This is a genomic window from Leptolyngbya sp. NK1-12, assembly GCF_032598965.1.
Taxonomy (GTDB): Bacteria; Cyanobacteriota; Cyanobacteriia; order Elainellales; family Elainellaceae; genus Elainella.
This window is the reverse complement of the sequence record NZ_CP053586.1, coordinates 5,778,377-5,803,801: the sequence shown is the minus strand read 5'-3', so window position 1 is coordinate 5,803,801 and position 25,425 is coordinate 5,778,377. Positions and strand designations below refer to the sequence as shown.

General features: G+C 51.2%; 17 protein-coding genes. 14 read left to right on the top strand and 3 right to left on the bottom strand.

All coding sequences use genetic code 11. The features are described from left to right. Positions 1 to 135: 135 nt before the first annotated feature. Positions 136 to 627 carry a GNAT family N-acetyltransferase gene (locus tag HJG54_RS24730; RefSeq protein WP_316431884.1) on the bottom strand — a complete coding sequence of 164 codons (492 nt, stop codon included), beginning with the start codon at positions 625 to 627 and terminating at the stop codon, positions 136 to 138. An 85-nt stretch (positions 628 to 712) separates the two neighbouring features. Here HJG54_RS24730 and HJG54_RS24725 point away from each other — a divergent pair, with 85 nt between their 5' ends. From HJG54_RS24725 to HJG54_RS24705, 5 genes are all read left to right on the top strand, one after another. After that, complete coding sequence (locus tag HJG54_RS24725; RefSeq protein WP_316431883.1) at positions 713 to 2,188, top strand: DEAD/DEAH box helicase family protein; 1,476 nt, start codon at positions 713 to 715, stop codon at positions 2,186 to 2,188. Between the two features lie 274 nt (positions 2,189 to 2,462). Continuing rightward, complete coding sequence (locus HJG54_RS24720) at positions 2,463 to 4,106, top strand: bifunctional pantoate--beta-alanine ligase/(d)CMP kinase (RefSeq protein WP_316431882.1); 1,644 nt, start codon at positions 2,463 to 2,465, stop codon at positions 4,104 to 4,106. A gap of 1,369 nt (positions 4,107 to 5,475) precedes the next feature. After that, a complete protein-coding gene (locus HJG54_RS24715) occupies positions 5,476 to 6,441 on the top strand; it encodes a calcium-binding protein (protein ID WP_316431881.1) in 966 nt (321 codons plus the stop codon). Between the two features lie 400 nt (positions 6,442 to 6,841). Next, positions 6,842 to 7,810: a calcium-binding protein gene (locus HJG54_RS24710; protein WP_316431880.1), complete on the top strand. Its 969-nt coding sequence runs from the start codon at positions 6,842 to 6,844 to the stop codon at positions 7,808 to 7,810. Positions 7,811 to 8,000: 190 nt separating this feature from the next. After that, a complete protein-coding gene (locus HJG54_RS24705) occupies positions 8,001 to 8,702 on the top strand; it encodes a hypothetical protein (protein ID WP_316431879.1) in 702 nt (233 codons plus the stop codon). A gap of 463 nt (positions 8,703 to 9,165) precedes the next feature. On the opposite strand, the gene HJG54_RS24700 is transcribed toward HJG54_RS24705, so the two are convergent. Then, the gene (locus HJG54_RS24700; protein ID WP_316431878.1) at positions 9,166 to 10,074 is read right to left on the bottom strand and encodes an isopenicillin N synthase family dioxygenase; all 909 of its coding nucleotides are present in this window, start codon (positions 10,072 to 10,074) and stop codon (positions 9,166 to 9,168) included. 50 nt (positions 10,075 to 10,124) lie between these two features. Here HJG54_RS24700 and HJG54_RS24695 point away from each other — a divergent pair, with 50 nt between their 5' ends. The 6 genes from HJG54_RS24695 (at position 10,125) to HJG54_RS24670 (ending at position 17,236) form a co-directional block, all read left to right on the top strand. Then, entirely contained in the window at positions 10,125 to 10,643 is a 519-nt protein-coding gene (locus HJG54_RS24695; RefSeq protein WP_316431877.1) for a peptidase C15, read from the top strand. 419 nt (positions 10,644 to 11,062) lie between these two features. Then, complete coding sequence (locus HJG54_RS24690) at positions 11,063 to 12,454, top strand: SGNH/GDSL hydrolase family protein (protein WP_316431876.1); 1,392 nt, start codon at positions 11,063 to 11,065, stop codon at positions 12,452 to 12,454. Positions 12,455 to 12,872: 418 nt separating this feature from the next. Next, positions 12,873 to 14,228, top strand: a complete 1,356-nt coding sequence (locus HJG54_RS24685; RefSeq protein ID WP_316431875.1) for a DUF3370 domain-containing protein — start codon at positions 12,873 to 12,875, stop codon at positions 14,226 to 14,228. Positions 14,229 to 14,245: 17 nt separating this feature from the next. After that, on the top strand, positions 14,246 to 14,776 hold the full coding sequence (pgsA, locus tag HJG54_RS24680; RefSeq protein WP_316431874.1) for a CDP-diacylglycerol--glycerol-3-phosphate 3-phosphatidyltransferase: 531 nt from the start codon (positions 14,246 to 14,248) through the stop codon (positions 14,774 to 14,776). Between the two features lie 199 nt (positions 14,777 to 14,975). Continuing rightward, positions 14,976 to 15,761, top strand: coding sequence for a sporulation protein (locus HJG54_RS24675; protein WP_316431873.1), 786 nt, complete (start codon positions 14,976 to 14,978; stop codon positions 15,759 to 15,761). 344 nt (positions 15,762 to 16,105) lie between these two features. Further along, on the top strand, positions 16,106 to 17,236 hold the full coding sequence (locus tag HJG54_RS24670; RefSeq protein ID WP_316431872.1) for a tetratricopeptide repeat protein: 1,131 nt from the start codon (positions 16,106 to 16,108) through the stop codon (positions 17,234 to 17,236). Between the two features lie 36 nt (positions 17,237 to 17,272). Here the strand turns inward: HJG54_RS24670 and glgX are convergent, their stop codons facing one another. After that, the gene (gene glgX / locus HJG54_RS24665) at positions 17,273 to 19,378 is read right to left on the bottom strand and encodes a glycogen debranching protein GlgX (protein ID WP_316431871.1); all 2,106 of its coding nucleotides are present in this window, start codon (positions 19,376 to 19,378) and stop codon (positions 17,273 to 17,275) included. Between the two features lie 328 nt (positions 19,379 to 19,706). Between glgX and HJG54_RS24660 the strand changes: the two genes are divergently transcribed. The 3 genes from HJG54_RS24660 (at position 19,707) to gcvP (ending at position 25,392) form a co-directional block, all read left to right on the top strand. After that, complete coding sequence (locus HJG54_RS24660; protein WP_316431870.1) at positions 19,707 to 21,353, top strand: mechanosensitive ion channel family protein; 1,647 nt, start codon at positions 19,707 to 19,709, stop codon at positions 21,351 to 21,353. Between the two features lie 198 nt (positions 21,354 to 21,551). Further along, the gene (gene gcvH / locus HJG54_RS24655) at positions 21,552 to 21,941 is read left to right on the top strand and encodes a glycine cleavage system protein GcvH (RefSeq protein ID WP_035999589.1); all 390 of its coding nucleotides are present in this window, start codon (positions 21,552 to 21,554) and stop codon (positions 21,939 to 21,941) included. 415 nt (positions 21,942 to 22,356) lie between these two features. Next, positions 22,357 to 25,392 (top strand): aminomethyl-transferring glycine dehydrogenase, encoded by a 3,036-nt coding sequence (gene gcvP / locus HJG54_RS24650; protein ID WP_316431869.1) that lies wholly within the window; start codon positions 22,357 to 22,359, stop codon positions 25,390 to 25,392. Positions 25,393 to 25,425 lie beyond the last annotated feature (33 nt).

The following is a 25,425-nucleotide window of genomic DNA, read 5'->3' as shown; positions in this document are numbered from 1 at the left end:
ATTCCAATTATGATTCCAATCGGAATTATTCCAATTGGACATCGAAGCTACGACGTGGAACTTGGCTCAAACGTTCACCAGACACTCCACATTCTATCAACCAGTAATTGGTTGCAATTCTATGTTTCAAATTGGCTACGAATAGGTGGTGAAATACAGTAGCGGATGATGATTGACAATGGCATGACCCACTTGCTTCATGCCTAGTTTTTGCAGCACCCGTATAGACGCTGTATTTGGTTCATCTACATCTGCATTCACTCTAGGCAGGCTCAACGTTTCTAAACCGTAAGTTAAAACAGCTCTAGCAGCTTCAGTTGCATATCCTTGCCCCCAGCAGTCGGGATGAATACCGTAAATTAGGTTAGGTGCTTCCTCAGCATCCAGGAAGCCAGCAAAACCAATACACTGATTCTGACAATAGACAAGCCATAACCCATAATTATATCGATTGAAGCTGTCCAGGCTTGCCTGAATGAATGAGCGTGCTTCATCCTCAGAAATGATGCGGTCATCAAACAAGAAATAGCGAATATGCTGATTTGTCCATAGCCTATGCAGACGCATCAAGTCGTCAGCGCCGCAGGGTTGTAGGTGGAGGCGTTCAGTCGTCAGGATAAAATTCATGGTGCAAAAAGCAATGCTCCTATGATCGAAAACTCCTAGCTCCTGTCTGCCTCTATACTAATCAACAGTCGTTCCTTTCCTGCTCATGGGTCGCACTCCTACCCTCAAGTTCGATCGCGGTACGCTGATTTTGCATCCACCTCCCAAAGGGAAAGCGTGGATCGACTATGCTACTTGGGATGATCGGATTGAGCGGTTTCGGATTCCGGCCAGTCAGTATCGGGCGCTGAAGCAGACCCTGGAACAGGAAGGTAACTCGTTTAAAGACGAAGCCTCTGACTTTGCCCCAGTGGATCTAGACGTCACCCTAGCGCGACAGCCCTATCCACATCAGCAGGAGGCGCTAGAAGCTTGGCAGCTCGCGGGACAGCGAGGCGTTGTTGTGTTGCCGACGGCGGCTGGAAAAACCTATCTGGCCCAGATGGCGATGCAGGTGGCCTCGTGCAGTACCTTGATTACCGTACCCACGCTGGATTTGATGCATCAGTGGTATGCCCATCTGCTGGCAGCCTTTCCCGATGCGGAAGTGGGGTTGCTGGGAGGAGGCTCGCGGGACCGGACGCCGATTTTAGTGGCCACCTACGACAGTGCGGCGATTCATGTCGAATCCTTGGGCAATCGCTATGCACTGCTGATCTGCGACGAATGCCATCATCTACCCAGCGACTTTAACCGAGTGATCGCCGAATACGCCATTGCACCCTACCGGCTTGGCCTCACCGCCACACCGGACCGTTCCGATGGGAGACATACCGATCTGGATACGCTGCTGGGAAAAATCGTCTATCGCCGCACGGCGGAAGAACTGGCAGGTCAGGCATTGGCCCATCATGAAATTGTCCAGCTTCGGGTGAAGCTGTCCCAACAGGAGCGAGAACGCTACGATGCGCTGATCGACACCCGCGATCGGTTTTTGCGCCAGTCCAACATCTGGTTAGGCACACTGCAAGGTTGGCAGCGGTTCGTACAGGCTAGCGCTCAGTCCAAAGCCGGACGCAGAGCTATGCTCGCCCATCGGGAAGCTCGTTCGATTGCCCTCGGCACTGCTGGAAAACTGCGCGTTCTAGCCGATCTGATTGCCCAGCACTACCCGCAGCAAACGCTGATTTTTACCAACGATAATGCCACCGTCTATCGCATCTCGCAGGAATTCCTGATTCCAGCCATTACCCATCAGACCCCAGTAAAAGAGCGGCACGAAATTCTAAAAAATTTTCGGGAAGGGCGCTATAAAACCCTAGTCGCATCCCACGTGCTGAATGAAGGCGTTGATGTGCCCGAAGCAAGCGTGGCGATTCTGCTATCAGGGACTGGTTCAACTCGTGAGTACATTCAGCGGTTGGGCCGCGTGTTGCGCAAAGGTAGTACAGATAAATTTGCGGTTCTATACGAAGTTGTAGCGGAAGAAACGACCGAAGAGGGCGTCTCTCGTCGTCGTCAGCCCCCATCCCGCCAACGGCAGCCTTTAGAGCCGGGACCATCCCCTTATCAGGTAGCTCAACGCCCCATGCCTCGTGCAGCAGAAGCTGGAGGCAACTGGGGTGAAGAGCCAGAAAGTTGATCGTCGGAAACCATCACGCCAGCAGTTCGTCTACGGCGATTTGGAAACCGGGTAGCAGGTGCTGCGTTTGCACGATTTGCCCAGCCACAACAATTTGCTGCGTGGCTTGAGTCACTATCCAACTAATCCTTCGGCATCGACTTAATCTAACCCTATCGCGTTTTTGGGGAACGGTATCGCTTCACACAAACCTTACTCCGCCTTTCCCACTTCCTCAACCGGAATTTTGTAAACTACTAAGCGGAGGAACTGAGTAAGTCAGCAGGAGAACCTGGTGCGTTTATTTAAAACTGTCGCTGGATTGCGCTGCTATTTGAGCCAGTTGCAATCAGGTCAAATCCAAGCTGCGGCACGGGATGACACCAACCCTTCCTGTTACCCGCAAGGCGTTTCTGTGGGGCTAGTTCCGACGATGGGAGCGCTGCATGCAGGTCACCTCAGCTTAATTCAGCGAGCCAGACAGGAAAACGATTGGGTTGTCGTCAGCATTTTTGTCAATCCACTGCAATTTGGTCCCAACGAAGATTTTCAGAAGTATCCGCGCAGCTTAGAACAGGATCAGCAGCTGTGTGAGCAGGCTGGAGTGGATGTGATTTTTGCACCAGCCCCAGAGGAGTTGTACAGCCAGCTATTCAGCGAATCGGATGCTGATTCTGGACGTTTGGCGAAGGAACGGCTGACCCAGGTGATTCCGCCCACTGCTTTGATTGAAGGACTGTGTGGCCGCTCGCGTCCCGGTCATTTTGCTGGGGTTGCGACAGTCGTGACCAAATTACTGCAAATCGTTCAGCCTCAGCGAGCCTATTTTGGTCAGAAAGACGCTCAACAAGTTGCTGTTTTACGTCGTGTCGTTGCCGATTTGAATATGCCCGTCGAGCTAGTGCCCTGTCCGATTGTGCGGGAATCAGATGGGTTAGCCCTCAGTTCTCGTAACCAATACCTTTCCCCAGAGCAACGCTCGGCGGCAACGGTCCTGTATCGCAGTCTGAAGCGAGCTGAGCGAGCCTTTCAACAAGGAACTCGCTCCCGTCCAGCATTAATTGACACCGTTAAGGTAGAATTACAAACCGTGCCTAGCGTTCAACTGGAGTATATCGAACTCGTGCATCCTCATACTATGCAGCCCCTAGAACAGATCGAAGAAGCTGGCCTGCTGGCAATTGCCGCTCGGGTTGGCTCCACTCGCCTGATCGACAACATTGTGTTACAAAACCGCCAGCCTGTCTTGGCGATTGATGGTCCTGCCGGTGCCGGTAAATCAACCGTAGTGCGGCAGGTAGCCCAGACATTGGGCTTGCTCTATCTGGATACGGGGGCAATGTATCGGGCGGTGACGTGGTTGGTGCTGCAATCGGGCATTGCAGTCGAGGACGAAGCGGCGATTGCAGAATTGGTCAGCCAGTGCCAAATCGATATTAGTGGTGATCCCACCACGATGCGCGTCTCTATCAATGGGCAAGATGTCACCCACGCGATTCGTACTCCGGAAGTGACCGAACAGGTTTCGGCGGTTTCAGCTCAGCTTGTGGTGCGACGTGAGATGGTCAAGCGACAGCAGGCTTATGGGCGTCGGGGCGGAATTGTCATGGATGGACGAGATATCGGCACCTGTGTTTTTCCTGATGCCGAACTCAAGATCTTTCTTACCGCTTCGGTTCAGGAACGCGCTCGCCGTCGCCAGCAGGATCTAAAAAATCAAGGCCATCCTGAGGTGATGCTAGCCGATTTGGAACAGGCCATTTACGAGCGGGATCTCAAGGACAGCACACGCCCCATTTCACCCTTACGCAAAGCAGGCGATGCCATCGAAATTGTCACGGACGATCTGACAATCGACGAAGTGGTAGCTAAAATTGTCAGTCTGTATCAACAGCGTGTAGTGCAGATGAATGAGGCTGCGTCCCAAGCATTGAGCTGAAGTCGTCGGCCAGCCCGTAGAAGATTAGTAAGACAGCATTAGCTATCAACAGCTATCAACCTAGAGCAGCCATCCGGCCTGCTAGCCGACTAGCTGTCAGCGCTACGGATTTGCCGAAGCATGGGGTAGTGCTAAACAAGTGAGGATGTGCCGCGCTCCGCGCGGCACATCCTCATCCCAAAACCATTACTTCTTGAGCACTACCAAGCATGGAATTGATCTATTTAAGATCTATTTAAAAGATTAAGCAATTTGGAAAAAGATCAAAGTTACCGGATTTGCTGTAACCTGTTGAGTAGTCTATGAGTAGAGTAAGAAATTCAAGTAATACTACATTGACACTGCATCGACATAAAATGTGTGTCAGTAGCAGATTACATTGATACAAGTCTTATCGCCACAGGGTACATATAACTCAGTTTAGGTCAACAGTCTACTAAAACGGTTCACTAGTCAGCGTTTATCATGATCAGCAGCCAGATCGACAACTTATTTGTTTGTCACTCAATTCAAGTTAGTTAACTGGTTGCAGCTGCTATTCGCTCAAGCCGTAAGAGTGACTGCATCTACAAGTAATCTACATTTAGTAATCAGTTCGTGCCCTACCCATTGCAAAGCAAATTTAGGCAAATTCAACGAGATACACCTCATCTGGCAAATCCTTCGATCAAGCCATAGGCAATGAGTGGTTTTCGCTAGATCAACCCTGCGTTGAGGTAGCTCTTTGAGCAATCGACTTGGTTCGCTTCATCGATTCCAATTACCTGTCCGGAGACCTCTTCGGGGTTTTGAAATTCAAAAACTCTGATGAGTGCTTGGATAGGCTCTAAGTAGGTCAACTTTGTCAGAAGTCAACTTTGTCAGAAGTCAACTTTATCGAGTGTCGGACCTAGAGCGTCTGCAAACATCTTGCTGGCAGTGGGCATTTGCCCCTACTCTATCTGACTTCTATCTGACTTCTATCTGGCTTCTGTTAGAAATAGCTTGCCAGAACTGTAGTTTGATTTTGGCTGGCATTGTTTCCCAAATTTGTTTCCCAAATTTGAGTGGGCTTGATTGGCACAACTGTCATAGCCGGCTGGCCATCAACTCTCCTGGGAAAATTGTATAAGGAAGAACTGTGCGAAGAAGAACTGTAGAAAAAACGAACTCTCAATATGAGAGAAGCTTTCATGTGTGAAAAGTGATGAATTTGAAGAAAATAACCACTTTTCAACATTTGAACGCTAAATTTCTGCAATCAGGCGATATGAACCCAAACATCTTAAAAGCCATTTATTTTATCAAAATGGTACCTATAAGGGTGATTGCGTTTGTAGTCTGACAAGCAATGATTTAGTTATAGAACTTGCACAAATGGAGACTAACTATGGTTACACGCATTGGAACACCATTTGATGATGTTATAACCGGTAGCGAATCGCGGGATTGGATTCAAGGTAATGCTGGTAATGATGTCCTCTACGGGCTGGGCGGCCATGATGACCTATTCGGTAATACTGGCAGTGACACCATTTTTGGTGGTTCTGGCAGTGACACCATCTACGGTGGTTGGGACGATGATATCCTCTATGGTGAAGACGGTGATGACTTCATGGATGGCGGTTTCGGCAACGACGATATGTACGGCGGAACCGGCAATGACAACATGAGTGGCTTCGATGGCGACGACTACATGGATGGTGGCATTGGCAATGACATCATGAATGGCGGCCTCGGCAGTGACTGGATGTACGGCGACAGCGGTGACGATGTCATGAATGCTAATGGCGATCCGACCGAGCCGTTTGACTTTGCTACAAACTACCTCTATGGAGAAGCCGGCAACGACCAACTGCTGGGTGCTGAAGGTGGTGATTACCTGTATGGTGGCACTGGCAACGACTATATGGAAGGAGACAGCGGCAACGACGAACTCTACGGTGAAGAAAACAGCGACACCCTGAATGGCGGCCTCGGCAATGACCGGTTACAAGGTGCTGATTACTTCTCCGGTGGTAGAGGGGAAAGGGATGTCATGACTGGCGGCCCTGGCAACGACAGATTTGTGCTGGGCGAATTTGGTAAGGCTTTCTACAATGATGGCAACCGGTTCACATCCGGTGCAGCAGATTATGCCCTAATCAAGGACTTCAGCAGGGTCGCTGATGTGATCCAATTGGCTGGAACAGCCGGTTCCTACTCAATTGGTAACTCACCGGTTGCTGGCGTTGCAGGCAAGGCCATCTACCTAACCGCTGGACAAACCACGCCTGAGTTGGTAGCAATCGTTCAAGGAGACACCTTCACCAACTTCAGCTCTGGATTCAACTTTACGGGTGGTCCAGTCGCTTAAGCCTAACCAAGGCTGCCTAAAGCAGCACATGTGCAGGGCTGAGATTAATTCCGGGAATCGATTGGAGCGGGTCTCTATAAAGTCTTGATCCCAAACCAAATCGCTACTGAAAGACCTACCTGTGCTGCTGAAGCCAGCATTTCCAAAGCCAAAACCTAGCGTTATCCTCCTGCTGTTATTTTATTGATGACATGCCAGGAGGATAGCACTCGTTTTTGATGTTTAGTGCTATTTTCAACTTGCGCTCCAGAGTTGAGCTGATTCGTATCGTTTCAGGGTTGCCTGTTTCTTTTCATCACTCGCTGTATCACCAGACTGTAAATAGCGGATTCAGAGTAATTGCCAAATGAACTGAACCGCTACTTTTGAGTACCTATTAACGTTACAAATGGAGATTGATATGGTTACACGCATTGGCACATCATTCAATGATGTCCTAAATGGCAGCCAGCTTCAGGATTGGCTTCAGGGACAGGCCGGCGATGATGTTCTCTATGGCATGAACGGAAATGATGACCTGTTTGGCAACAGCGGTGCCGATACGATCTTTGGTGGATTCGGAGATGACACTATCTACGGAGGGTTCGACGACGACACCCTCTATGGTGGAGAAGGCAACGACTTCCTGGATGGTGGATTTGGTAACGATGTGCTGCGCGGTGAAGCGGGAGATGACATCCAACAGGGATTTGATGGCAACGACTCGCTGTATGGTGGCTCGGGTAATGACAGCATGAATGGCGGGTTGGGCAGTGACTACATGGTTGGCGGTAGCGGCAATGATGTGATGAACGCCAATGGTGATCCAACTGCTCCGTCTGACTTCGCCTCCAATACCCTCCATGGAGAAGACGGTGACGACGAACTGCTCGGAGCAGATGGCAGTGATTTTCTCTACGGAGGTAGCGGCAACGACCACATAGAGGGCGATGATGGCAATGACCAACTCTACGGCCAAGAAAACAACGACACCCTCAATGGCGGCCTTGGCAATGATCGGCTTCAGGGTACTTCCACAGTAGCAACGGGTAGAGGTGAAATCGATGTCATGGTTGGTGCAAGCGGTGGCGATACGTTTGTGCTCGGCATCCCAGGTCGCGTTTTCTACAACGATCGCAATGTGGCAACGGCAGGCCAAGCTGATTACGCTCTAATCAAAGACTTTAACAAAATGACAGATGTAATGCAGTTAGCGGGGTCAGCCGGAGCTTACTCGATTGGGAACTCCCCGATTGCTGGTGTGGCCGGTAAAGCGATCTACTTGACTGCTGGGCAAGCCGTGCCTGAATTGGTGGCGATCGTTCAAGGAGATACTTTCTCGAATTTCAGTACAGGCTTTAGTTTCGTCGGTGGTGCTATTGCTGTTTAGTAGCTATCCGAAACTTGTCAGAGTGCTTGAATTTCAAAATCCCTTCAGAGCTCCGGCTCAGTAATTGATTCGTAATTCATCCAAACTTTATCGGTTGTTAAGAATCAGGATCAAAGTTGTGGTGCATACGGAGGCGAGGATGGCCTCTATGTATCGATTGAGCAGTGCATTGTACCCCTGTTCTAATCTTATGGTTTCCCTGCAACTCCAGCCCCCCACCGATCCAGAAGCAACCAATCGCAAAACAACCAATCGCGAATTTCTGGTTCAGCCCCTGATTTCATTTCCGTCTTGCCAATTGGATGCCTCACCACCAATTGCTTCCAGCATGGTGCCCATTAGAACTCAAGGCACAGCCATGCCGCTCAGGCACCCCTTCCACTGTCCGTTCCCTAGTCCACCTTGGCTGTCAAGACGGATCCATCTTGATTTCTCTGAGCTGTGTTCATTTACTCAGGTGCGCGATCAGTTCCGACCTTGGGGAATTCAGTTTTCTGATGCCATTGCACTTCAGCCATCCAATCCTGCCTTCACAAACTCGGAACAGCCGATTGGGTTGATGCCCATCAGCCAGCAAGTGCCTCTGACCATTTACTTTAATCTGCCCTACCAGCAGGTGAACATTGGATTGGTCGGGGTAAAGCAAATTGTCGTCAGAGTCTTTAACGATGCTCCTCCCTGTTTGAAGGCCAAAGGTGTTCTGCCGTGCACCACAGACAAACCAGCCGATCAGTGTATAGCCGAGCAGCACCTGGGCCAATCGTCCTATTCCTCCGCCCACAACCCAGCAGCACCAGTCCGCCATCAAGTCCAGGTCCAGACCACAGCCATCACCAAGCTAGAAATTATTTCAGAAGCTCCCTTCTTACTGAACCGCTTGATCTGTGGTTAGTTGATTGATCGGTAGGTTAATTGAACAGGCAGCCCAACCATAGCAACCCCAGCTTGGTTATAAACATCGAAGCTCCTGGCTGCATCTTCAAAATCACCAGAGGTACAGGGGGGGGGGGCTTCGTCCCCCCACAGGGGCACTGCCCCTGCACCCCGTCTTTCGTACTTCACTAGCCTAAAAAAGGCTGTAACCCCCAACCCCCAACCCCCAACCCCCAACCCCCAACCCCATCCAAACCCACCACACTTTTAATTGTAAAAAAAGAATAAATTACCCTAGTGGGTGATGATTATTCTCGGATCAGTGGTTATGCTTAGAAGCATCTGATATACCTAAGCAGTTTGTCTCCCGGCGACCCTCGTCGGGATTTTTCTGTATGGCGCTCTGTTAGTTGGTTGAGTTGGTTTAGCATGTAGCTGTAATCAGAGCTATCCCAACCCTCTGACGGGTCTCGGATGGGTGGTTAGTAGGTAGCTGCAAACCGACTTTGCAGATAGTCGCGAAACGTAACAGGCGGGTAGCGTGGTGGCTGGTTTCGGCAAGTATCGAGGCAGGCGATTTCCACCTCTGGATTTGGGTCACAAAATAGCGCCATTGAATAGCGAGAGCGTCCTATCGCGGCTCCCTGAGGCAGCACAACTCGGTGCGGTGTCGAGTGCCAGTCATCATTGGTCCAGCGTTGCAGAGCATCCCCGATATTGACCACAATAGCCCCATCCAAGGCAGGCACAGGCAACCAGTCACCCTGAAAAGAGCGAATTTCTAGCCCACCTGTGGCTCCATGCTCCTGAAACAGCAGCGTGATTGTGCCATAGTCGGTGTGCTCTCCAGCCCGCAGCTGATTGGTGCCGCCAGGATGGGGCCAAGCCGGATAATGGAGCAAGCGCAAAAAGAAATTTTGGCCGTGGCGTTCGACCAGAAAAGATTCTGGCAGATGCAGTGCCAAGGCGATGGCTTCCAGAAGAGGTAGCGCCGCTTTGGTAATGCAATCTTGGTAAAACTGCTCAACCACCTGCCGAAACTGCTCTAGGTCGGACGGCCAGTCCGTTTGCATACCCACATTAAACGCTTCCTTTAAGTCCCATGCTCGGTCTGGGTTCAGGCGTTCTGCTGCTAAAGGCACATAGCCACAATTGGTCTGAGGCGACCGCAACACTTGCTGCTTAACTGCTGTAGGTAGGGCAAAGAAAGATTTTGCCTCTGCGAAGGTTTGTTCGATTCGGGCTGCTGCTAAGCGGTATCCTGTCAAGTAAAAAAAGCCGTAGGTTTGGCAAGCTTGTTTGATTTGCTGGGCGACAAGCTGTTTGGCCGCAAGATCCTGGGTTAAAAACGGAGCGAAATCAACGATAGGAATAGCCGTGAGATGATTCATTTCGATGATTTAATGTTTTTTAATCTGAGCTGTTGACTAGATCAAACATCGTGGCTAGACGAATTTTATTGACTTCTTTTGCGCCCTGGAAAGCTCATCATCGAGGTAACTCTTCTGATCAGCTCCTCGCAGAAATCACCCAAATTCCTACGTTGTCTCGGTCACTTTATTGCTTGAGGTACTTACCTGTCAACCTGCCGGTGAGCAGGGATATAATCATCGCCAAACTAGAACAAATTCAACCTGATTTAGTAGTTTGCTGTGGTATGGCCGAGTCTCGATCTCAACTCAATGTTGAAGCCCAGGCTGTTGTCAATAATGTCGTTTTGGCTACCAGGCTTAATCTGAAGCAGCTCACGTTTGGTTTAAATCACACCGTGATCAGCTATGATGCTGGACGATTTGTTTGTAATAGCTTGTACCATGCAATGCTAAATTATTTGAAAAGTTGTGCTCCCTACCAAAACGGTCTTTTTGTTCATGTTCCCCTGCTAACGGCCCACAATCGGGAGCCAATTGCTGTCGATTTTCGTCAACTGCTGGAGCGATTGTTAACCCTGGACCACTAAGCGCCGATCCGAAGACCCCTTCGGGTTTTGAAATTCTAAAACTCTGACGAGTTTACTGACTTGCAGCCAGAGCAATCAGACAAGCAGTAACTGCAATCCACTTGACCCAATTGGCTGCATCTAACCAGAATCCAGTAAATTTGTACGATTTGTACGATCAATCTGACAAAGCCAACAAATTTAAAGCTGCATTGAGCTAAACAAATTCACGAGAGCAAATTCAGCTAAACCCCCGGCAGCCTTGGCCCTAATAGCATTGCCCAAGAATTCAACTGGAAGTTCAATTGAACCACTACCCACGGGTTGAATCAGTAGCCAATTACACGAGCAACACACGATTGGCTCTGGCCCAATCTTGCATCTACACTTTGTGTTTTGCGTTGCATTTTGTTGTTAACTAAAACTCGAAACCTATTGCCGTGTCGTCACTGAAACCGTTGCCCATGTATAAGCGCAGCCGTCGGAGCTGGAAGCGGAAACCCCGTCGCCGTCCTTGGTATTTTTACCTGATACCGATTGTGGGAATCCCAATTGGCTTAGAGATCTTGACCCGGTTGCTGTTTGGCTTCACGGGGTTAGACCAAGCCTTCAGCCAGGAGCAGTCGGATCAGGCTAAGCGGGTAGAAGCCTATCAGCTAGGGTTCCTCAGCCCCGATCGCCAGCCCTACAAAAATTTACCCAATCAGGGGCAACTTCAGGCCGTTCGCAATCCGCTCATGGGGTATCAGCTCCTGCCGCAGCAGCAAAGTAACTATTGGGCAATCAACCCCCAGGGCTTTCGCGACGACGAACCCATCACACCAACCAAGAATCCCAACGAAGTGCGGATTTTTGTTCTAGGTGGCTCGATGGCGTTTGGCCAGTTGAGTTCGAACAATCAGGCCACCCTGGCGAATCAGCTCGAAACCTTGCTGAACGACCAAGTCAAACAACAGCAGCAAAACCCAAATCAGTACCAGCCTGCCGTTCTGCCCTACACAGCTGACGAAGTGGCTAAAGTGCTGCAACGACCCGCCCGAATTCCAGAACGGCAATATCGCGTTGTCAATGCAGCTGTACCGGGCTATGCGTCAGGAAATGATCTGGCGATGCTGTTTCAACAGGTAGTGGCCTTCAATCCCGATATCGTGATTTTGCTGAACAGCTACGAAGATTTGCTTTTGCCCAGCAGCCATAGCGGTGCCGATATTCCTGGCCTCGATGCGCTGATTGCTGGCGAACGCCCAGTCGTCGAAGATCCGATCGGTCAAGCTGTACGGGGGTGGTTTGATCAGCTGTATTTAGTGCAGGGAGTGCGGCATTACATTTTGCAAAATGCCCAAACCGAGGAAGTCAAAGCCATTCCGCTAAATCTAACCGTCACCGATCAGCCTCTAGCCCAAAGCTTAGCTGGCGATGACGCAGAACTGAAGGCGCGCATCGACCGCTACAAAAATCATTTGCTGCAAATGGTGCGCTGGAGTTCGGCTACCCGTAAGCGCTTGATTGTGGGAATTCAACCCGAACTGTCGAGCCGTTCGCCCGAACAAATGCCAGCCTCAGAGAAAGCCATCCTGGAGCAGCTCGGCGAGAACTACAGCCAAAAAATTGCAGCTAGCTATACGCAGTTGGTCAGCGCCGCTCAGCAGGCCACCCAATCCTCAGCCAATGCCAAAGTGCTGGATTTGCGCCAACTCTACGCCAACTCTAAGGACCCCGCCTTCCAAACCCCCACTAGTCTCACCGATGAAGCCTACAAAACTCTAGCCGACCAGTTTTACAAAACGATTATTCAGCAGCTAGCAATTGAACCAAAGCCCTATGGTAGTTAGGCTATAGCCGCTACTTGGCAGTCAGTTGGCAATCAGTTACCAATCAGTTGGCAATCAGTTGGCAATCAGTCAGCTCAATGGGGCGAACTCCAAATTTTTGTTGCTTCAGCCGTGGAACTGACCACAACCTGATGATTGCGACTGCGGGCCAATGGGTGCCGGGTTGCAGTCTTGGGTCATGGCAAAAGCTTCTTGCCGAAATATGGGCGAATCAGCATGGCGAATCAGCATAGAGCTGGTCAATCAGCCAATCTAGGTCTGACTCACTCCATTGGTTGAGATTGGGGGAAAAGGACATGAGCTTACCCACTTCAAGCTATGATCTTGATTCAATTCTAGCCAGCGCGATTTTGGTTCTCGGCAACCTTGTTATCCTCTGGCTGTGTTCAGTAGGTATTCGATAGGCATTGTGTAAACCATGTTTTGGCTTGCCCAAACCCCATCCGCACCCGCTCCGCCACCACCGCAAGAAATTGTGATTCCCCAAACGGTGCGCCCCCTGCCCGGACAGTTAGACGCTGTCCCTGTTTTCAATAGCAACAGCCCAGAAATTATTGGCGCTGAGGGCATTCTACTTTCCACATTTCCCAGCCAAGGCAAGCGGCATCCAGAAGCTCACCTCGACTTTGGTTTTGAGGGTCGCTTCGATCTGTTTGCCCATCATGTCTACAAAGCGCTGACCCCGGAGAATCTAACGACCGCCTACTTGGGCGTAATTGTTTACAATCCAGGTACCCGTCCGGTGACAATCAATACGCTGCAAGCCGCTAGCTACCTCAGCCAGCCTGATGCACCGTTCATCTCGCTGCCGCCCTTTGTGGACAATCCCCTGGGTGAGGTGTACGCCGGACCGGGGAGTCGGGCCATGAGCGATGTGCTGCGAGGTAGACGTCAAGCGATCTTTCCCCCCCAACTAATTGTGCCGCCCGGTTCCTATCAGATGCTGCTCAACCTGCCGATCCCAATTGCCCCGCTCGATCCACCGATCAACGGCCGCTCCACCCTGATGCGGCTACGCAGTGATGGCCCGGTCTATCTTGCCAGTTTGGCCTTGTTTGCCCGTCAAGATGCGGCTGGCAATGAAATCGCGCCTACGTTAGAAGACTGGCAGACCATCCTGGAAACCGGGAATCTAGTCACTCCTCGTGATCGTCCTCCCACTCTGCTCGACAATACTGCTCCCACGAACCAAATCATCTACGGGCGTGTGGCCGGAGTTGGGATTGGCTCCCGCTGGCAGGCCCAGGTCACAGATCAGCCCACTAGTGCCGAATTAACCATTCCCGACCCCGGCAGTGCCTTTTCCTATGGGTTGAGCACGCTGGCACGCGGTAGACTCGGCAGCGACCAGAGCCAAACCGCCCCCCTGCGCGTTCGCTATCCTGACACCGCCTACGAAGCCCATGGCAACTACGGTATTCAGTATGATCTGTCCTTGCCGCTCCATAATCCAACCAACCAGCCCCGCACCGTCACGATTGCCCTACAAACCCCGATCAAAGAAGACACCCTCAGCCGCAACGGGTTACGCTTCTTCGAGCCACTGCCCCCCCAAACCTTCTTTCGCGGCACCGTGCGAGTCCGATACACCGACGATCAGGGCTTGCCCCAAACCCGCTATGTGCATCTCGTGCAGCGACGTGGCCAACAAGGCGAACCCCTCGCTACTCTGCAAATGCCAGCCGGTGACCGGCGGCTGGTTGAATTCAGTTTCCTCTATCCCCCCGATTCTACGCCGCCTCAGGTCCTAACAGTGAGTACGCTAGAAGAGTAGTAAGCTGAGCCACGCCCATGAACCTCCCAACCTGGATCACCGTCTCTCGTCTCCTTGGCGTTCCGCTGCTGCTTTACTTGCTCTATCAGCCTTCTGTTCAAGCACAGTGGATTGCATTAGCAGTGTTTTTGATCGCCGCCGGTACCGATTGGCTGGATGGCTATTTGGCACGACGGCTGAACCAGGTGACTGATCTGGGCAAATTTCTGGATCCGCTGGTAGACAAATTTTTGGTGATGGCTCCGCTGATGGTGCTGATCGAATTGGGAGCGGTTCCTGCTTGGGGCGTGTTTCTGATTTTGGCACGTGAGTTAGCCATCGCCGGATGGCGGGTCAATCAAACCAAAATCTCTGGAGCGAACATCTGGGGCAAGCTCAAAACCGTCAGTCAGATTTTAGCGATTGCTCTGCTGATTGCGCCTTTGGGTGAAGCCTGGCAGGTACCGGCCACAGTCGCTTTCTGGGTGTCTGTTCTGCTGACACTGGTTTCAGGTGCAATTTATTTACTACCTGCCAAGGGCCGATCCGAAAACCCCGAAGGGGTATAGTGCAGCCTAATAGATCGCTGAACCAAATATGCTGAATAGCATAGGGTGTTTGTGAGTGCCTATTTATCAGGTACGCAGCTCAGCAATTTCTGCCCCCCAACCCTCCAAATCTGGTGGGAACCCGATTGGAAGCCCCCCAGAATTAGGGGATTCAGGGGGCGAATGCGTAAGTCCTATTTATTTCAAGACAGTAGCCAGTATGTCCACATTCAAAAAAGTCTTAGCTAGTGTTGGAATTGGCGCGACCAAGGTAGATACATACTTGTATACAACAGATACTATGCCTGGTGCAACATTGAAAGGAGAGGTGTATGTTATCGGTGGAGATGTCGCTCAAAATATTGAGCAAATTTATTTCTATGTTGCGACTAAGTACAAATGCGAAAGCAGAAATTCCTCCTTCCATTCCTATGAAGAGTGTAAATTGCTTAAGCATCAAGTGACACAACGATTCACCATAAAACCAAAAGAAGAAAAGATTATTCCATTTTCCATTGAAGTTCCCTGCCGAACTCCTCTAACCTTGGGACAACAGGAAGTTTACATCCGCACTGGATTAGACATTGGAATGGCAGTCAATCCTAAAGACTGGGATTACATATCTGTTCAACCACATCCTCTGATGAAGCGAGTTTTGACTGCCCTGGAACTCCTTGGCTTCTATCTTTACGAGGCAAATTGCAAACATAACGTTTATTTGGGTAGAGACTATCCTTTTGTTCAAGAGCTTGAGTTTAGACCCAGAGGAAAGTATCAAAGACTTTTGGATGAGTTAGAGGTGATTTTCTACTTAGAGCCAAATCTACTGGAGATGCTGTTAAAAATTGATCGGCGAGCACGCAATTTAGCAGGTTTGGTAGAGGAAGCTCTAGATGCTGATGAAAGCTATGCTCGTTTGTACGTATCATCAACTGATTTAAATCAACCGTTGCAAAATCTGATGAATAAGATTGAGACTGTAATTCAGAGATATATCAATGATTGAGATGTTCTAGGGCGTGTTTAAAGACCCTTTTGTCATTACAGTAGCCTTTCGATCCCCCTTTTCCTGTTGCTTGCTTCCCGCAGGCTATGCCGCAGGCGCTAAGCCTCCTAAACCCTAGCGGGGATGCGCCTTCGTAGATGAAGGGGGACTTCAAGCCACTTCTTGTCAGTATGTACAGGCGCACGGGCTTCGCCTACTCTCCCTTTGTTTTAGGCCGAAGACCCATCCCTGGGAGCAGGAATACATCATTCCTGCTGATGAACCGTTCCCATGTATTGCTGAGATTAGGACTAAGCCTGCAATTCACTTAAGATGAAATAGGGTGTTGATTGCAGCGATTGCCTATGACAAGCCATCCTGAAATGCAAGCAAAACTGCTGTTTGATCAAGGCGTACAGGCCTTTGAAGCGCGGGCCTTTGAGGAAGCACTGGGGTATTTAGAGCAGTCGTTAGCCTTGGATGCAGATAATACCGATACCTGGTGTTGTCGCGGTTTGGTGCTGGGCCATTTGAAGCGCTATGCCGAATCGGTTGACAGTTTTGACCAAGCGCTCCGGCGTACCCCTACCGATCATACGGCGCTCTACAACAAGGGGCTGGTGCTGGCAGAATGGCAGAAACATCAGGCAGCAGTCGAGGCCTTTACGCAACTACTAGAGTACTATCCCCACGACTACCGAGCTTGGGATGCCAAAGGCACTGCCTTCATGAATCTGGGGCGACATAATGACGCGCTGAATGCCTACGATCGAGCGGTGGAGTTTAACCCAGATGGCTACATGGCTTTGGTGAACCGAGCTAGTGCCCTCACAGCCCTCAAGCGCTACAAGGGCGCAATTCGCAGCCTAAATCAGGCGCTGCACATGAATCCTGACGAATCGACTGGCTGGTATAACCGGGGCTGCATCTACATGGCCCAAGAAGACCCCGATCAAGCAATTCCGGATTTTCAAAAAGCGATTGAGCTGAATCCAGAAAACACCTCGGCCTGGATTAATTTAGGCAACATGTACGGTCAGAAAGGAGAAGAAACCGAGGCGCTGCGCTGTTACCAGAAAGCGGTAGAAATCAACCCCAACGATACCCATGCCTGGAACAATCAGGGCATTACCCTGCGTCGGTTGGGACGAGTCAAAGAGGCGATTGCGGCTTATGATCGGGCGATTGCCGCCGACCCCAACAACTACGAAGCCTGGGATAATCGCGGCTATGCTCTGGCGAAACTGCACAAGTACCGAGAAGCCCATGCCAGCATCGATCAGTCACTCAAGATCAAACCCGATCATGCCAACGGAATTTATAACAAAGGCTACTGCTACGCCTGTGAAGGTAAAACTGCTCTAGCAGTCGATCATCTAGCTCAGGCAATTCGGCTCAATCCTAGCCGCTATTTGCCCGCTGCTAAAACCGATCCTGATCTGGAAAGCTTGCGTAAAAACAAGCGATTTCAGGCCGTTTTAAACGGCAAGTTTTAGGCGGCTAGTTGCTTATTTGCCCATTTATTTGCCCATTTATTTGCCCACCAGCACCATCACCGAGCGGTCGCCCACCATAATCCACGACTGTTCTGAGAGGATTGGTTCGAAACCCGGTTCCCAGATATCTTCGGGGGGCTGCATCGCCGTGTTGACAAACACATGCCACTTCATACCAATCGGCAGCTTCGGCAACTCGAAACTGTGGGACTCCCAGTGCAGGTTCATGGCAACATAAATAAAATCATCAACGGCAGTTCCGCCCTTGGCGTATTTGCCACACAACATGAAGGCGAGCCAGTGACAGTCCTCAGACCAGTCGGGGTCATGGGCACTGGTGCCATGCCAGCTAATATCGGGATAGCCGACCTTGAGGTAATCTTGCTGCTGAAAATATTCGCGATTGCGCAGCACGGGATGGGCATTGCGGAAGGCAATGCAGTTTTTCACAAAGCGGAATAGGGCGGCATTGGTTTTAAGCAGCGTCCAGTCGAGCCAGGTTAGCTCCGAATCGTGGCAATAGGCGTTATTGTTACCGTTCTGGCTGTGTCCCATCTCATCGCCCATCAACAGCATCGGTACACCCTGACTCACCATGAGAATGGTGATCGCATTGCGCATTTGTCGTCGGCGTAACGCCAAAATTTCTGGATCGTTCGTCGGTCCTTCTACACCACAATTCCAGCTATCGTTGTCGTTCATGCCGTCTTGATTATTTTCGGCATTCGCTTCGTTGTGTTTGTGGTTGTAGGAAACCAGGTCCGCCAATGTAAACCCATCGTGGGCCGTAACAAAATTGACCGAACTATCTACCGAACGGCCCGCTTTAGCATAGAGATCAGGCGAGCCTTGCAAGCGCTGCGCCATTTCGCTGACATCGCCCTCGCCTTTGAGGAATTTGCGCACGGCATCGCGGTATTTCCCGTTCCATTCGCCCCAGCGATCGTAGTCAGGAAAGGAGCCAACCTGATACAATCCGCCGGCATCCCAGGCTTCGGCAATTAATTTACATTTGGCCAGCACTGGATCAAACGCCAAGGTTTCCAGCAACGGAGGATTCGCCAGAGGTTCGCCGGTACGAGCGCGGCCTAGGATCGAGGCCAGATCAAACCGAAAACCGTCGATGTGGTATTCCGAGGCCCAGTAGCGCAAGCAATCCAGGACAAAAATACGCACCACCGGATGGTTACAGTTAAGCGTATTGCCACAGCCGCTGAAATTGAGGTAGTGCCCATTGGGTGTCAGCATGTAGTAGGTTTTGTTGTCGAGGCCGCGAAATGAGATCGTCGGTCCGGCTTCGTTGCCCTCTGCCGTGTGGTTGAACACCACATCCAAAATAATTTCGATGCCGTTTTTGTGCAGTTCCTTCACCAGGGTTTTCAGCTCATCCACCTGTCCGCCGATGGCTCCAGATGCGGCATAGCCCGCTTTAGGGGCATAGAAGCCGATTGTGCTGTAACCCCAGTAGTTGAACAACGGCTCGCCGGTTAAAGGATTGTGACGGGGGTTATCTAGCTCATCAAATTCAAAGATTGGCATCAGTTCAATGCAGTTGACGCCTAGCTCTTTGAAGTAGGGAATTTTTTCTTGAATGCCGGCAAACGTGCCGCGATGTTCAGGGGTGACTTTAGAGGAGGGATGGCGAGTAAAGCCCCGCACATGCATTTCGTAGATCACCAGATCTTCGGCTGGAATTTCTAGAGGCCGATCACCTTCCCAATCAAAATCATCGGTGACGATCCGTCCGCGATAGGGGAAATTGCCGTGGTCCTGGATTGGAGCACCCCAGACATCGCGCCCGCCAATATTTTTGGCATAGGGATCGAGCAAGATTTTGTTGGCATCAAAGCGGTGCCCTGCTTGGGGTTCATAGGGGCCATCCACTCGATAGCCATACTCCAGATTTTCGTAGTCCAGATCGAGCACGATCATGCTGACCACGTTGCCCAGGCGAAACTCTCGTAAAAACGGAATTTCTGCATAGGGTTGGGTTTCTCCTTTACGAAATAGCACCAAAATGGCTTCGGTGGCGTGGTTGGAATAAATCGAGAAATTGACACCACCCTGAACTGGGGTTGCCCCAAACGGAAAGGGCTGTCCATAGCGCAAGCGAAATTTGCCGTAGGCATAGGTTTTATGCATATCCAATCACAGCGATAGGGGATCGGCCCTGAAAGGCGCTGGCCAAGCCGTTGCAATCATTGAGTTGCAATCATTGAACGGTACAAACGATACAAGAGAACAATACAACTATCCGCTCTACAAAGCATCAAGCATTGCTTGACCATCTCAACCATGATCCAGCAATTTGGCCCCATATGGGGTTGCTTTGATTACCCTCCTCAGGAATTGATCAAAGCCCATCGAACGCCCATCGGAATTTAATCTCGTTAACGAAAATTTCGTAAACAGGCGTTCGGTTTCGATCTGTAGCTCCTATACTGATGCAGAGCGATGAGGTAGGATAGCCGTGCAGAGAGTGTTGAGAAAGCTAGTTCAGCTCGTTCAGAATTTTGCTCAAAGCTGGGAACAACCGGCCCACAGTGGATTGCATATTACGATCGTGGGGTTGTTAGCCTTTGCGCTGTTTACCGCCTGGGTACCCACTACTTTTGGCCATCTGCCGGTACTCAAAGTTTGGGAGCAGCAGTTGCAGCAGCCCAGCCATGAGGTAAAGCGCTTGGGAAATCTGGAAACGGCACCCGTGATTTTCGATGGCGCTCCTCTGTTCACCCTGACCTCTCCGACCGTGTGGGACCGCTCACAACCAGGCAACCAGCTCCCAGTAGAAATCCGATCTCAACAGGTCGAGGCAAACCTGAATCGGGTGATTGAGGGCAGCTTTATCCACGGCAATAAAGATGGTATTCTGACCAATTTTGATCCAAAAACCTTGCAGGTTTCGGTCATCTCTCTGAACGATGTACCTGTGATTATTGCCAGCGATGGATATCATTCGCAGCCGCTGAAGCTGGTCACCGTTACCCATGTCGATGCTGAGTATAACGGACAGCCCGTTGCCGCCTTAGCCGAACAATGGCGCTCGCTGATCTACCAGAGTCTCTATGCCGCCCTGATGGAGCGTTCACCGGAAGCTCTGAGCCTACACGGCAAACTGGGGGAATCACTGATCGTGTTAGCCATCATGCTGGGAGCAAGTGTGGTCCTCTGGCTGCTGCAAGTGCCCCTGAAGCGACGCAATCGCCGCCTTCGCCTCCAACAAGCAGCCGTTGCAGCTGAAATCTACCCTGAGCCGTCTCGTGGCATGACAGAATTCGATCTAATCGCACTGCGAGCCAGGTTTCTAGACAGCTTTCAGCACCAGAAAACTCTACAGCAACAGCGGCGAGTCGTGGGGTTTTTCCGCTGGCTGCTGGCTTGGGCACAGGTGCTAGTTTGGACGGTAGGACTAATCCTCGCTCTAACGGCCTTTCCTTGGACCAGGCAATATGTACGGCAGTTTCTCGGCACTCCTACTACTCTGCTGCTGATTTGGTTTTTTACCAGTCTGGTGAGCCGCCTGGGCAGTGGATTACTGCACCTGCTGGCTGATGCCTGGGTCAAGTTTGGGGCAGCGGCAGCCGACGACCCGCAGCGAGATGTTTTACGCATCTCCACGATTCTCGCCTCGATTAAGCCTGTAAAGACGGTTGTGGTGTACGGCGTTGGCATAGTAGCTGCTTTGGTTTACCTGGGCCTGCCCTTGAGTCTAGTGTTGACATTAGCTGGAATTGTCGGACTAGCGCTGCTGCTGATTTGTCAGAATTTTGTCAGAGATGGATTAATGGGCTGTCTAATTCTCTGGGAAGACCAATATGCGATTGGCGATGTGATTAGCACAGGCCAACATACAGGACTGGTGGAACGAATGAATCTGCGGTTGACCCAACTGCGCCATGCTGGCGGGTTAGTCTCCTTGGCCAACAGCTCAATCGCCCAAGTCACCAATTTGACCCAGAGCTGGCAACAGCGGCCAGAAGCTCTGTACCCAAAAGCAATGGGACCTCGAGCCACAGCTAACGGTATCACCAATCCCTTCAACGGTACTGATCCGTTCAACGGTATGGATCCATTTGGGGGCAGCGACTCTGGTGAGCCAACGGCCAGTGAAGGCTAAGTTTCTATGCAACCGCTTCTTTGATCAATTGAATTTATTGAAATAATTGTTTAGAAGGCCGGCTCTTGAGTAGACTGCATTCAGGTGGTGTAAACGCATTAACCTGTTTTGGCTCGATTCTGGTTTCAGCTTGATCAGCAGCGTCCGATAGGCGTTGGTAATCGTGGCTTCATGATAACGATGAAAGGATGACCGCATATGGCATTTGAGTACCCTGATGATTTGAAGTATTCGGATACACATGAATACGCCCGGCTCGAAGGCGAAATTGCCACCATTGGCATCACGGCGTTTGCCGTCGATCAACTCGGCGATATTGTGTTTCTAGAATTACCAGAAATTGGTGAAGCCCTAGAAAAAGGAGAAACCTTTGGCACGGTTGAGTCAGTGAAAGCCGTTGAAGATTTGAAAGCTCCGATTACTGGTACCGTGGTTGAGCGTAACGACGCCCTGCTGGAAACCCCAGAACAGCTCGCAGAAGATCCCTACGGTGAAGGCTGGATGCTGAAGCTGCGTGTGGATGATCCAGGCGAACTCGACGACGCCATGACGGCAGACGAATATCGGGAGCAAGTGGAGGGGGACTAGTTTAGAGTTTTGAGTTTTAAGTTTTGAGTTTTAAGTTTTGAGTTATCAAGCCGTTCAAATCAGTGAAGCCTAAATAAACTCGAACTGATTCTCACCTTTAGTCAGGGAAAGCTAGAGAGGGGTCAAGGAACTTGCACTGAAGCAGATGAGACGTAACCCAAAACTCATCAGTAAAGACTTGAGATCTTCAATTCAAGCTGTAGCCTAAAACTCAAAACTTAAAACTCAAAACTTAAAACTACAAACACAGCAAGACTCTGTAAAGACAGAGGGGCCGCGTCTCTTTCTGATCAGGGGAATGTTAGGCTAAGGTTAAAGGCTAATTGTTGCAAACTGTTGCAAACTGTTGCGGAAACCGTTAGAACATAATCTAACTTGATTTTCCGAGTCTCCCCCTCATTGAAATTTCCTCCCTATGTCTTCAGAGTTCTCCACTGGCCTTACCGGGTCAGAAAAGCCGGACCTTTACACCACAGCTGATGCTCAAACGCTCACGGTCGAACGAGCCGCGACTCAGTCCTCAAATGCTCAAGCCTCTAACGCCAGTAACGGCCAAGCCTCTGCTGCATTCGTGGCCAAACCAGCTAACCAGCAGGGCAAGCAATTTCAGCATCGGCACATTGGGCCGCGACCCACTGACATCCAGGAAATGCTGGCGCTGCTTGGGTATGATTCGCTGGAAGCATTGATTGATCAAGCGGTTCCAGCTGCAATTCGCCTCAAGCAACCGCTGCAGATTGGGGAAGGACGCTCGGAGTATGAACTGCTGCAACAGCTAAAGGCCATTGCTGCCCAAAACCAGATTTACCGTTCCTACATCGGCATGGGGTATGCCAACTGCATCACTCCAGCCGTGATTCAACGCAACATTCTGGAAAATCCAGGCTGGTATACCCAGTACACACCTTATCAGCCCGAAATTGCCCAAGGTCGCCTCGAAGCCCTGCTCAACTTCCAGACGATGGTGATGGATTTGACGGGCATGGAAATTGCCAATGCTTCGCTGCTCGATGAAGGCACTGCCGCTGCCGAAGCCATGACCATGAGCTATGGGTTGACCAAGGGGAACGCCAAAACTTTCTGGGTTTCCGCTGCCTGTCATCCCCAAACCGTCGATGTAGTCCGCACTCGCGCGATTCCGCTGGGAATTCAGGTTGTAGTCGGCGATCATCGCACGGCTGAATTTGACGATTCGGTGTTTGGCGTCCTGCTGCAATATCCGGCCACCGATGGTGCCATTTACAACTATGAAGCGGTGGTGGAACAAGCCCATCACGCTGGTGCTTTGGTGACAGTGGCTGCTGACCTGCTCAGCCTGACGCTGTTGAAGCCGCCTGGAGAATTTGGGGCCGATATCGTGGTGGGCAATACGCAACGGTTTGGCGTACCCCTGGGCTATGGTGGACCTCATGCCGCCTACTTTGCGACGCGAGAAGCCTACAAGCGCCAAATTCCCGGCAGATTGGTGGGCGTTTCAAAAGATGCAGCTGGGCGACCGGCTCTGCGGCTAGCTCTCCAAACCCGCGAACAGCATATTCGTCGTGATAAGGCCACGAGCAACATCTGTACAGCTCAGGTGCTGCTGGCGATCATGGCGAGCATGTATGCGGTCTATCATGGGCCAGAAGGTCTGCGGCAGATTGCGGCTGAGACTCATCGCCTCACGGTATCGTTAGCCGCAGGCTTGCAGGGGTTGGGCTATTCAATTGGAACCAATGCCTTTTTCGATACGCTGCGAGTTGAGGTAGGCAGTCAGCAGGCAGAAATCCTCGATCGCGCTCTGGCTCGGCAGATTAACCTGCGGGCGATTGGCTCAGACGCAGTCGGCATTTCGCTCGACGAAACCACGACTGAAGCAGATGTGCAGGATTTGCTGGAAATCTTTGCGTTGCGCTCCAACGGTTCCCCGATGGGCCAGCAAACTTTACAAACTCTAAACGGGCAGTCGGCAATTCCAGAGTCGCTGCAACGCACCTCAGCTTACCTGAGCCATCCAATTTTCAACAGCTACCACTCGGAAACTGAACTACTGCGCTATCTGTATCGTCTGCAAACCAAGGACTTGTCGCTGGCAACGGCGATGATTCCTTTGGGATCCTGCACCATGAAGCTGAACGCCACATCCGAGATGATCCCGGTGACCTGGCCAGAATTTGCCAATATTCACCCATTTGTGCCGCTCGATCAGGCTCAGGGCTATCAGACCATGTTCCGGCAGTTGGAGCAGTGGCTGGCCGAAATTACTGGCTTTGATGGCATCTCCCTCCAGCCCAATGCTGGCTCTCAGGGCGAATATGCTGGCCTGCTGGTGATTCGTCAATACCACGAGAAGCGGGGCGAAGGCCATCGCACGATCTGTCTGATTCCTGAGTCGGCCCACGGTACCAACCCGGCCAGCGCGGTGATGGCCGGGATGAAGGTAGTCCCCGTTGCCTGTGATGAAGCCGGCAATATCGATATTGCGGACCTGAAGGCCAAGGCCGAAAAGCACAAACAGAATTTGGCAGCCCTAATGGTCACCTATCCTTCGACTCACGGGGTTTTCGAGGAAGGAATTTTAGAGATCTGCGAAATCGTCCATGCTAACGGTGGCCAAGTCTATATGGACGGAGCCAACATGAATGCGCAAGTCGGACTTTGCCGTCCAGCTGACTTTGGTGCAGATGTCTGCCACCTCAATTTGCACAAAACCTTTTGTATTCCCCATGGCGGCGGTGGTCCGGGGATGGGGCCAATTGGCGTCAAGGCGCATCTCGTACCGTTCCTGCCGGGTCATGCTGTGGTAGATATGGGCGAGTCTAGCGACCAGATTGGCGCGGTGTCTGCAGCTCCCTGGGGCAGTGGGGCGATTCTGCCCATCTCCTGGATGTATATTGCCTTAATGGGCGGCGAAGGACTGACCGAAGCTACGAAGATTGCCATCCTCAACGCCAACTACATCGCCAAACGCCTGGAAGGTCATTATCCGGTGCTCTACAAAGGCAAAAACGGTCTGGTGGCCCATGAGTGCATTCTGGATCTGCGTCAGTTCAAGAAGACTGCGGCGATTGAAGTGGATGACATCGCCAAGCGGTTAATTGATTATGGCTTCCATCCTCCCACCGTGTCTTGGCCGGTTGCCGGTACGATTATGGTGGAGCCGACCGAAAGCGAGTCGAAGCAGGAGTTGGACCGCTTCTGTGACGCCATGATTGCCATCCGTGCAGAAATTCGAGAGATCGAGGCGGCTCAAGTCGATCGGCAAAACAACCTGCTGAAGAATGCGCCCCACTCAGCCGCTAGCCTGCTCAGCGACCAATGGGACCGGCCCTACTCCCGCGAACGCGCTGCCTACCCAACCCAGTGGACCCGCGACAGCAAATTCTGGGCTGCGGTGGACCGCATCGACAACGCCTATGGCGATCGCAATCTGGTCTGCGCCTGTCTGCCCATGGACGCCTACCAGGAATAGTTGAGCAAATGCTTTAATCGAATCGGCGTGCAA

Coding starts and splice junctions, on each gene's coding strand:
- HJG54_RS24670 (WP_316431872.1), top strand. CDS start 16,106: ATGACAAGCCATCCTGAAATGCAAGCAAAACTGCTGTTTGATCAAGGC.
- pgsA (WP_316431874.1), top strand. CDS start 14,246: ATGAACCTCCCAACCTGGATCACCGTCTCTCGTCTCCTTGGCGTTCCG.
- gcvP (WP_316431869.1), top strand. CDS start 22,357: ATGTCTTCAGAGTTCTCCACTGGCCTTACCGGGTCAGAAAAGCCGGAC.
- HJG54_RS24675 (WP_316431873.1), top strand. CDS start 14,976: ATGTCCACATTCAAAAAAGTCTTAGCTAGTGTTGGAATTGGCGCGACC.
- HJG54_RS24715 (WP_316431881.1), top strand. CDS start 5,476: ATGGTTACACGCATTGGAACACCATTTGATGATGTTATAACCGGTAGC.
- HJG54_RS24710 (WP_316431880.1), top strand. CDS start 6,842: ATGGTTACACGCATTGGCACATCATTCAATGATGTCCTAAATGGCAGC.
- HJG54_RS24725 (WP_316431883.1), top strand. CDS start 713: ATGGGTCGCACTCCTACCCTCAAGTTCGATCGCGGTACGCTGATTTTG.
- HJG54_RS24700 (WP_316431878.1), bottom strand. CDS start 10,074: ATGAATCATCTCACGGCTATTCCTATCGTTGATTTCGCTCCGTTTTTA.
- HJG54_RS24730 (WP_316431884.1), bottom strand. CDS start 627: ATGAATTTTATCCTGACGACTGAACGCCTCCACCTACAACCCTGCGGC.
- HJG54_RS24685 (WP_316431875.1), top strand. CDS start 12,873: ATGTTTTGGCTTGCCCAAACCCCATCCGCACCCGCTCCGCCACCACCG.
- glgX (WP_316431871.1), bottom strand. CDS start 19,378: ATGCATAAAACCTATGCCTACGGCAAATTTCGCTTGCGCTATGGACAG.
- HJG54_RS24705 (WP_316431879.1), top strand. CDS start 8,001: ATGGTTTCCCTGCAACTCCAGCCCCCCACCGATCCAGAAGCAACCAAT.
- gcvH (WP_035999589.1), top strand. CDS start 21,552: ATGGCATTTGAGTACCCTGATGATTTGAAGTATTCGGATACACATGAA.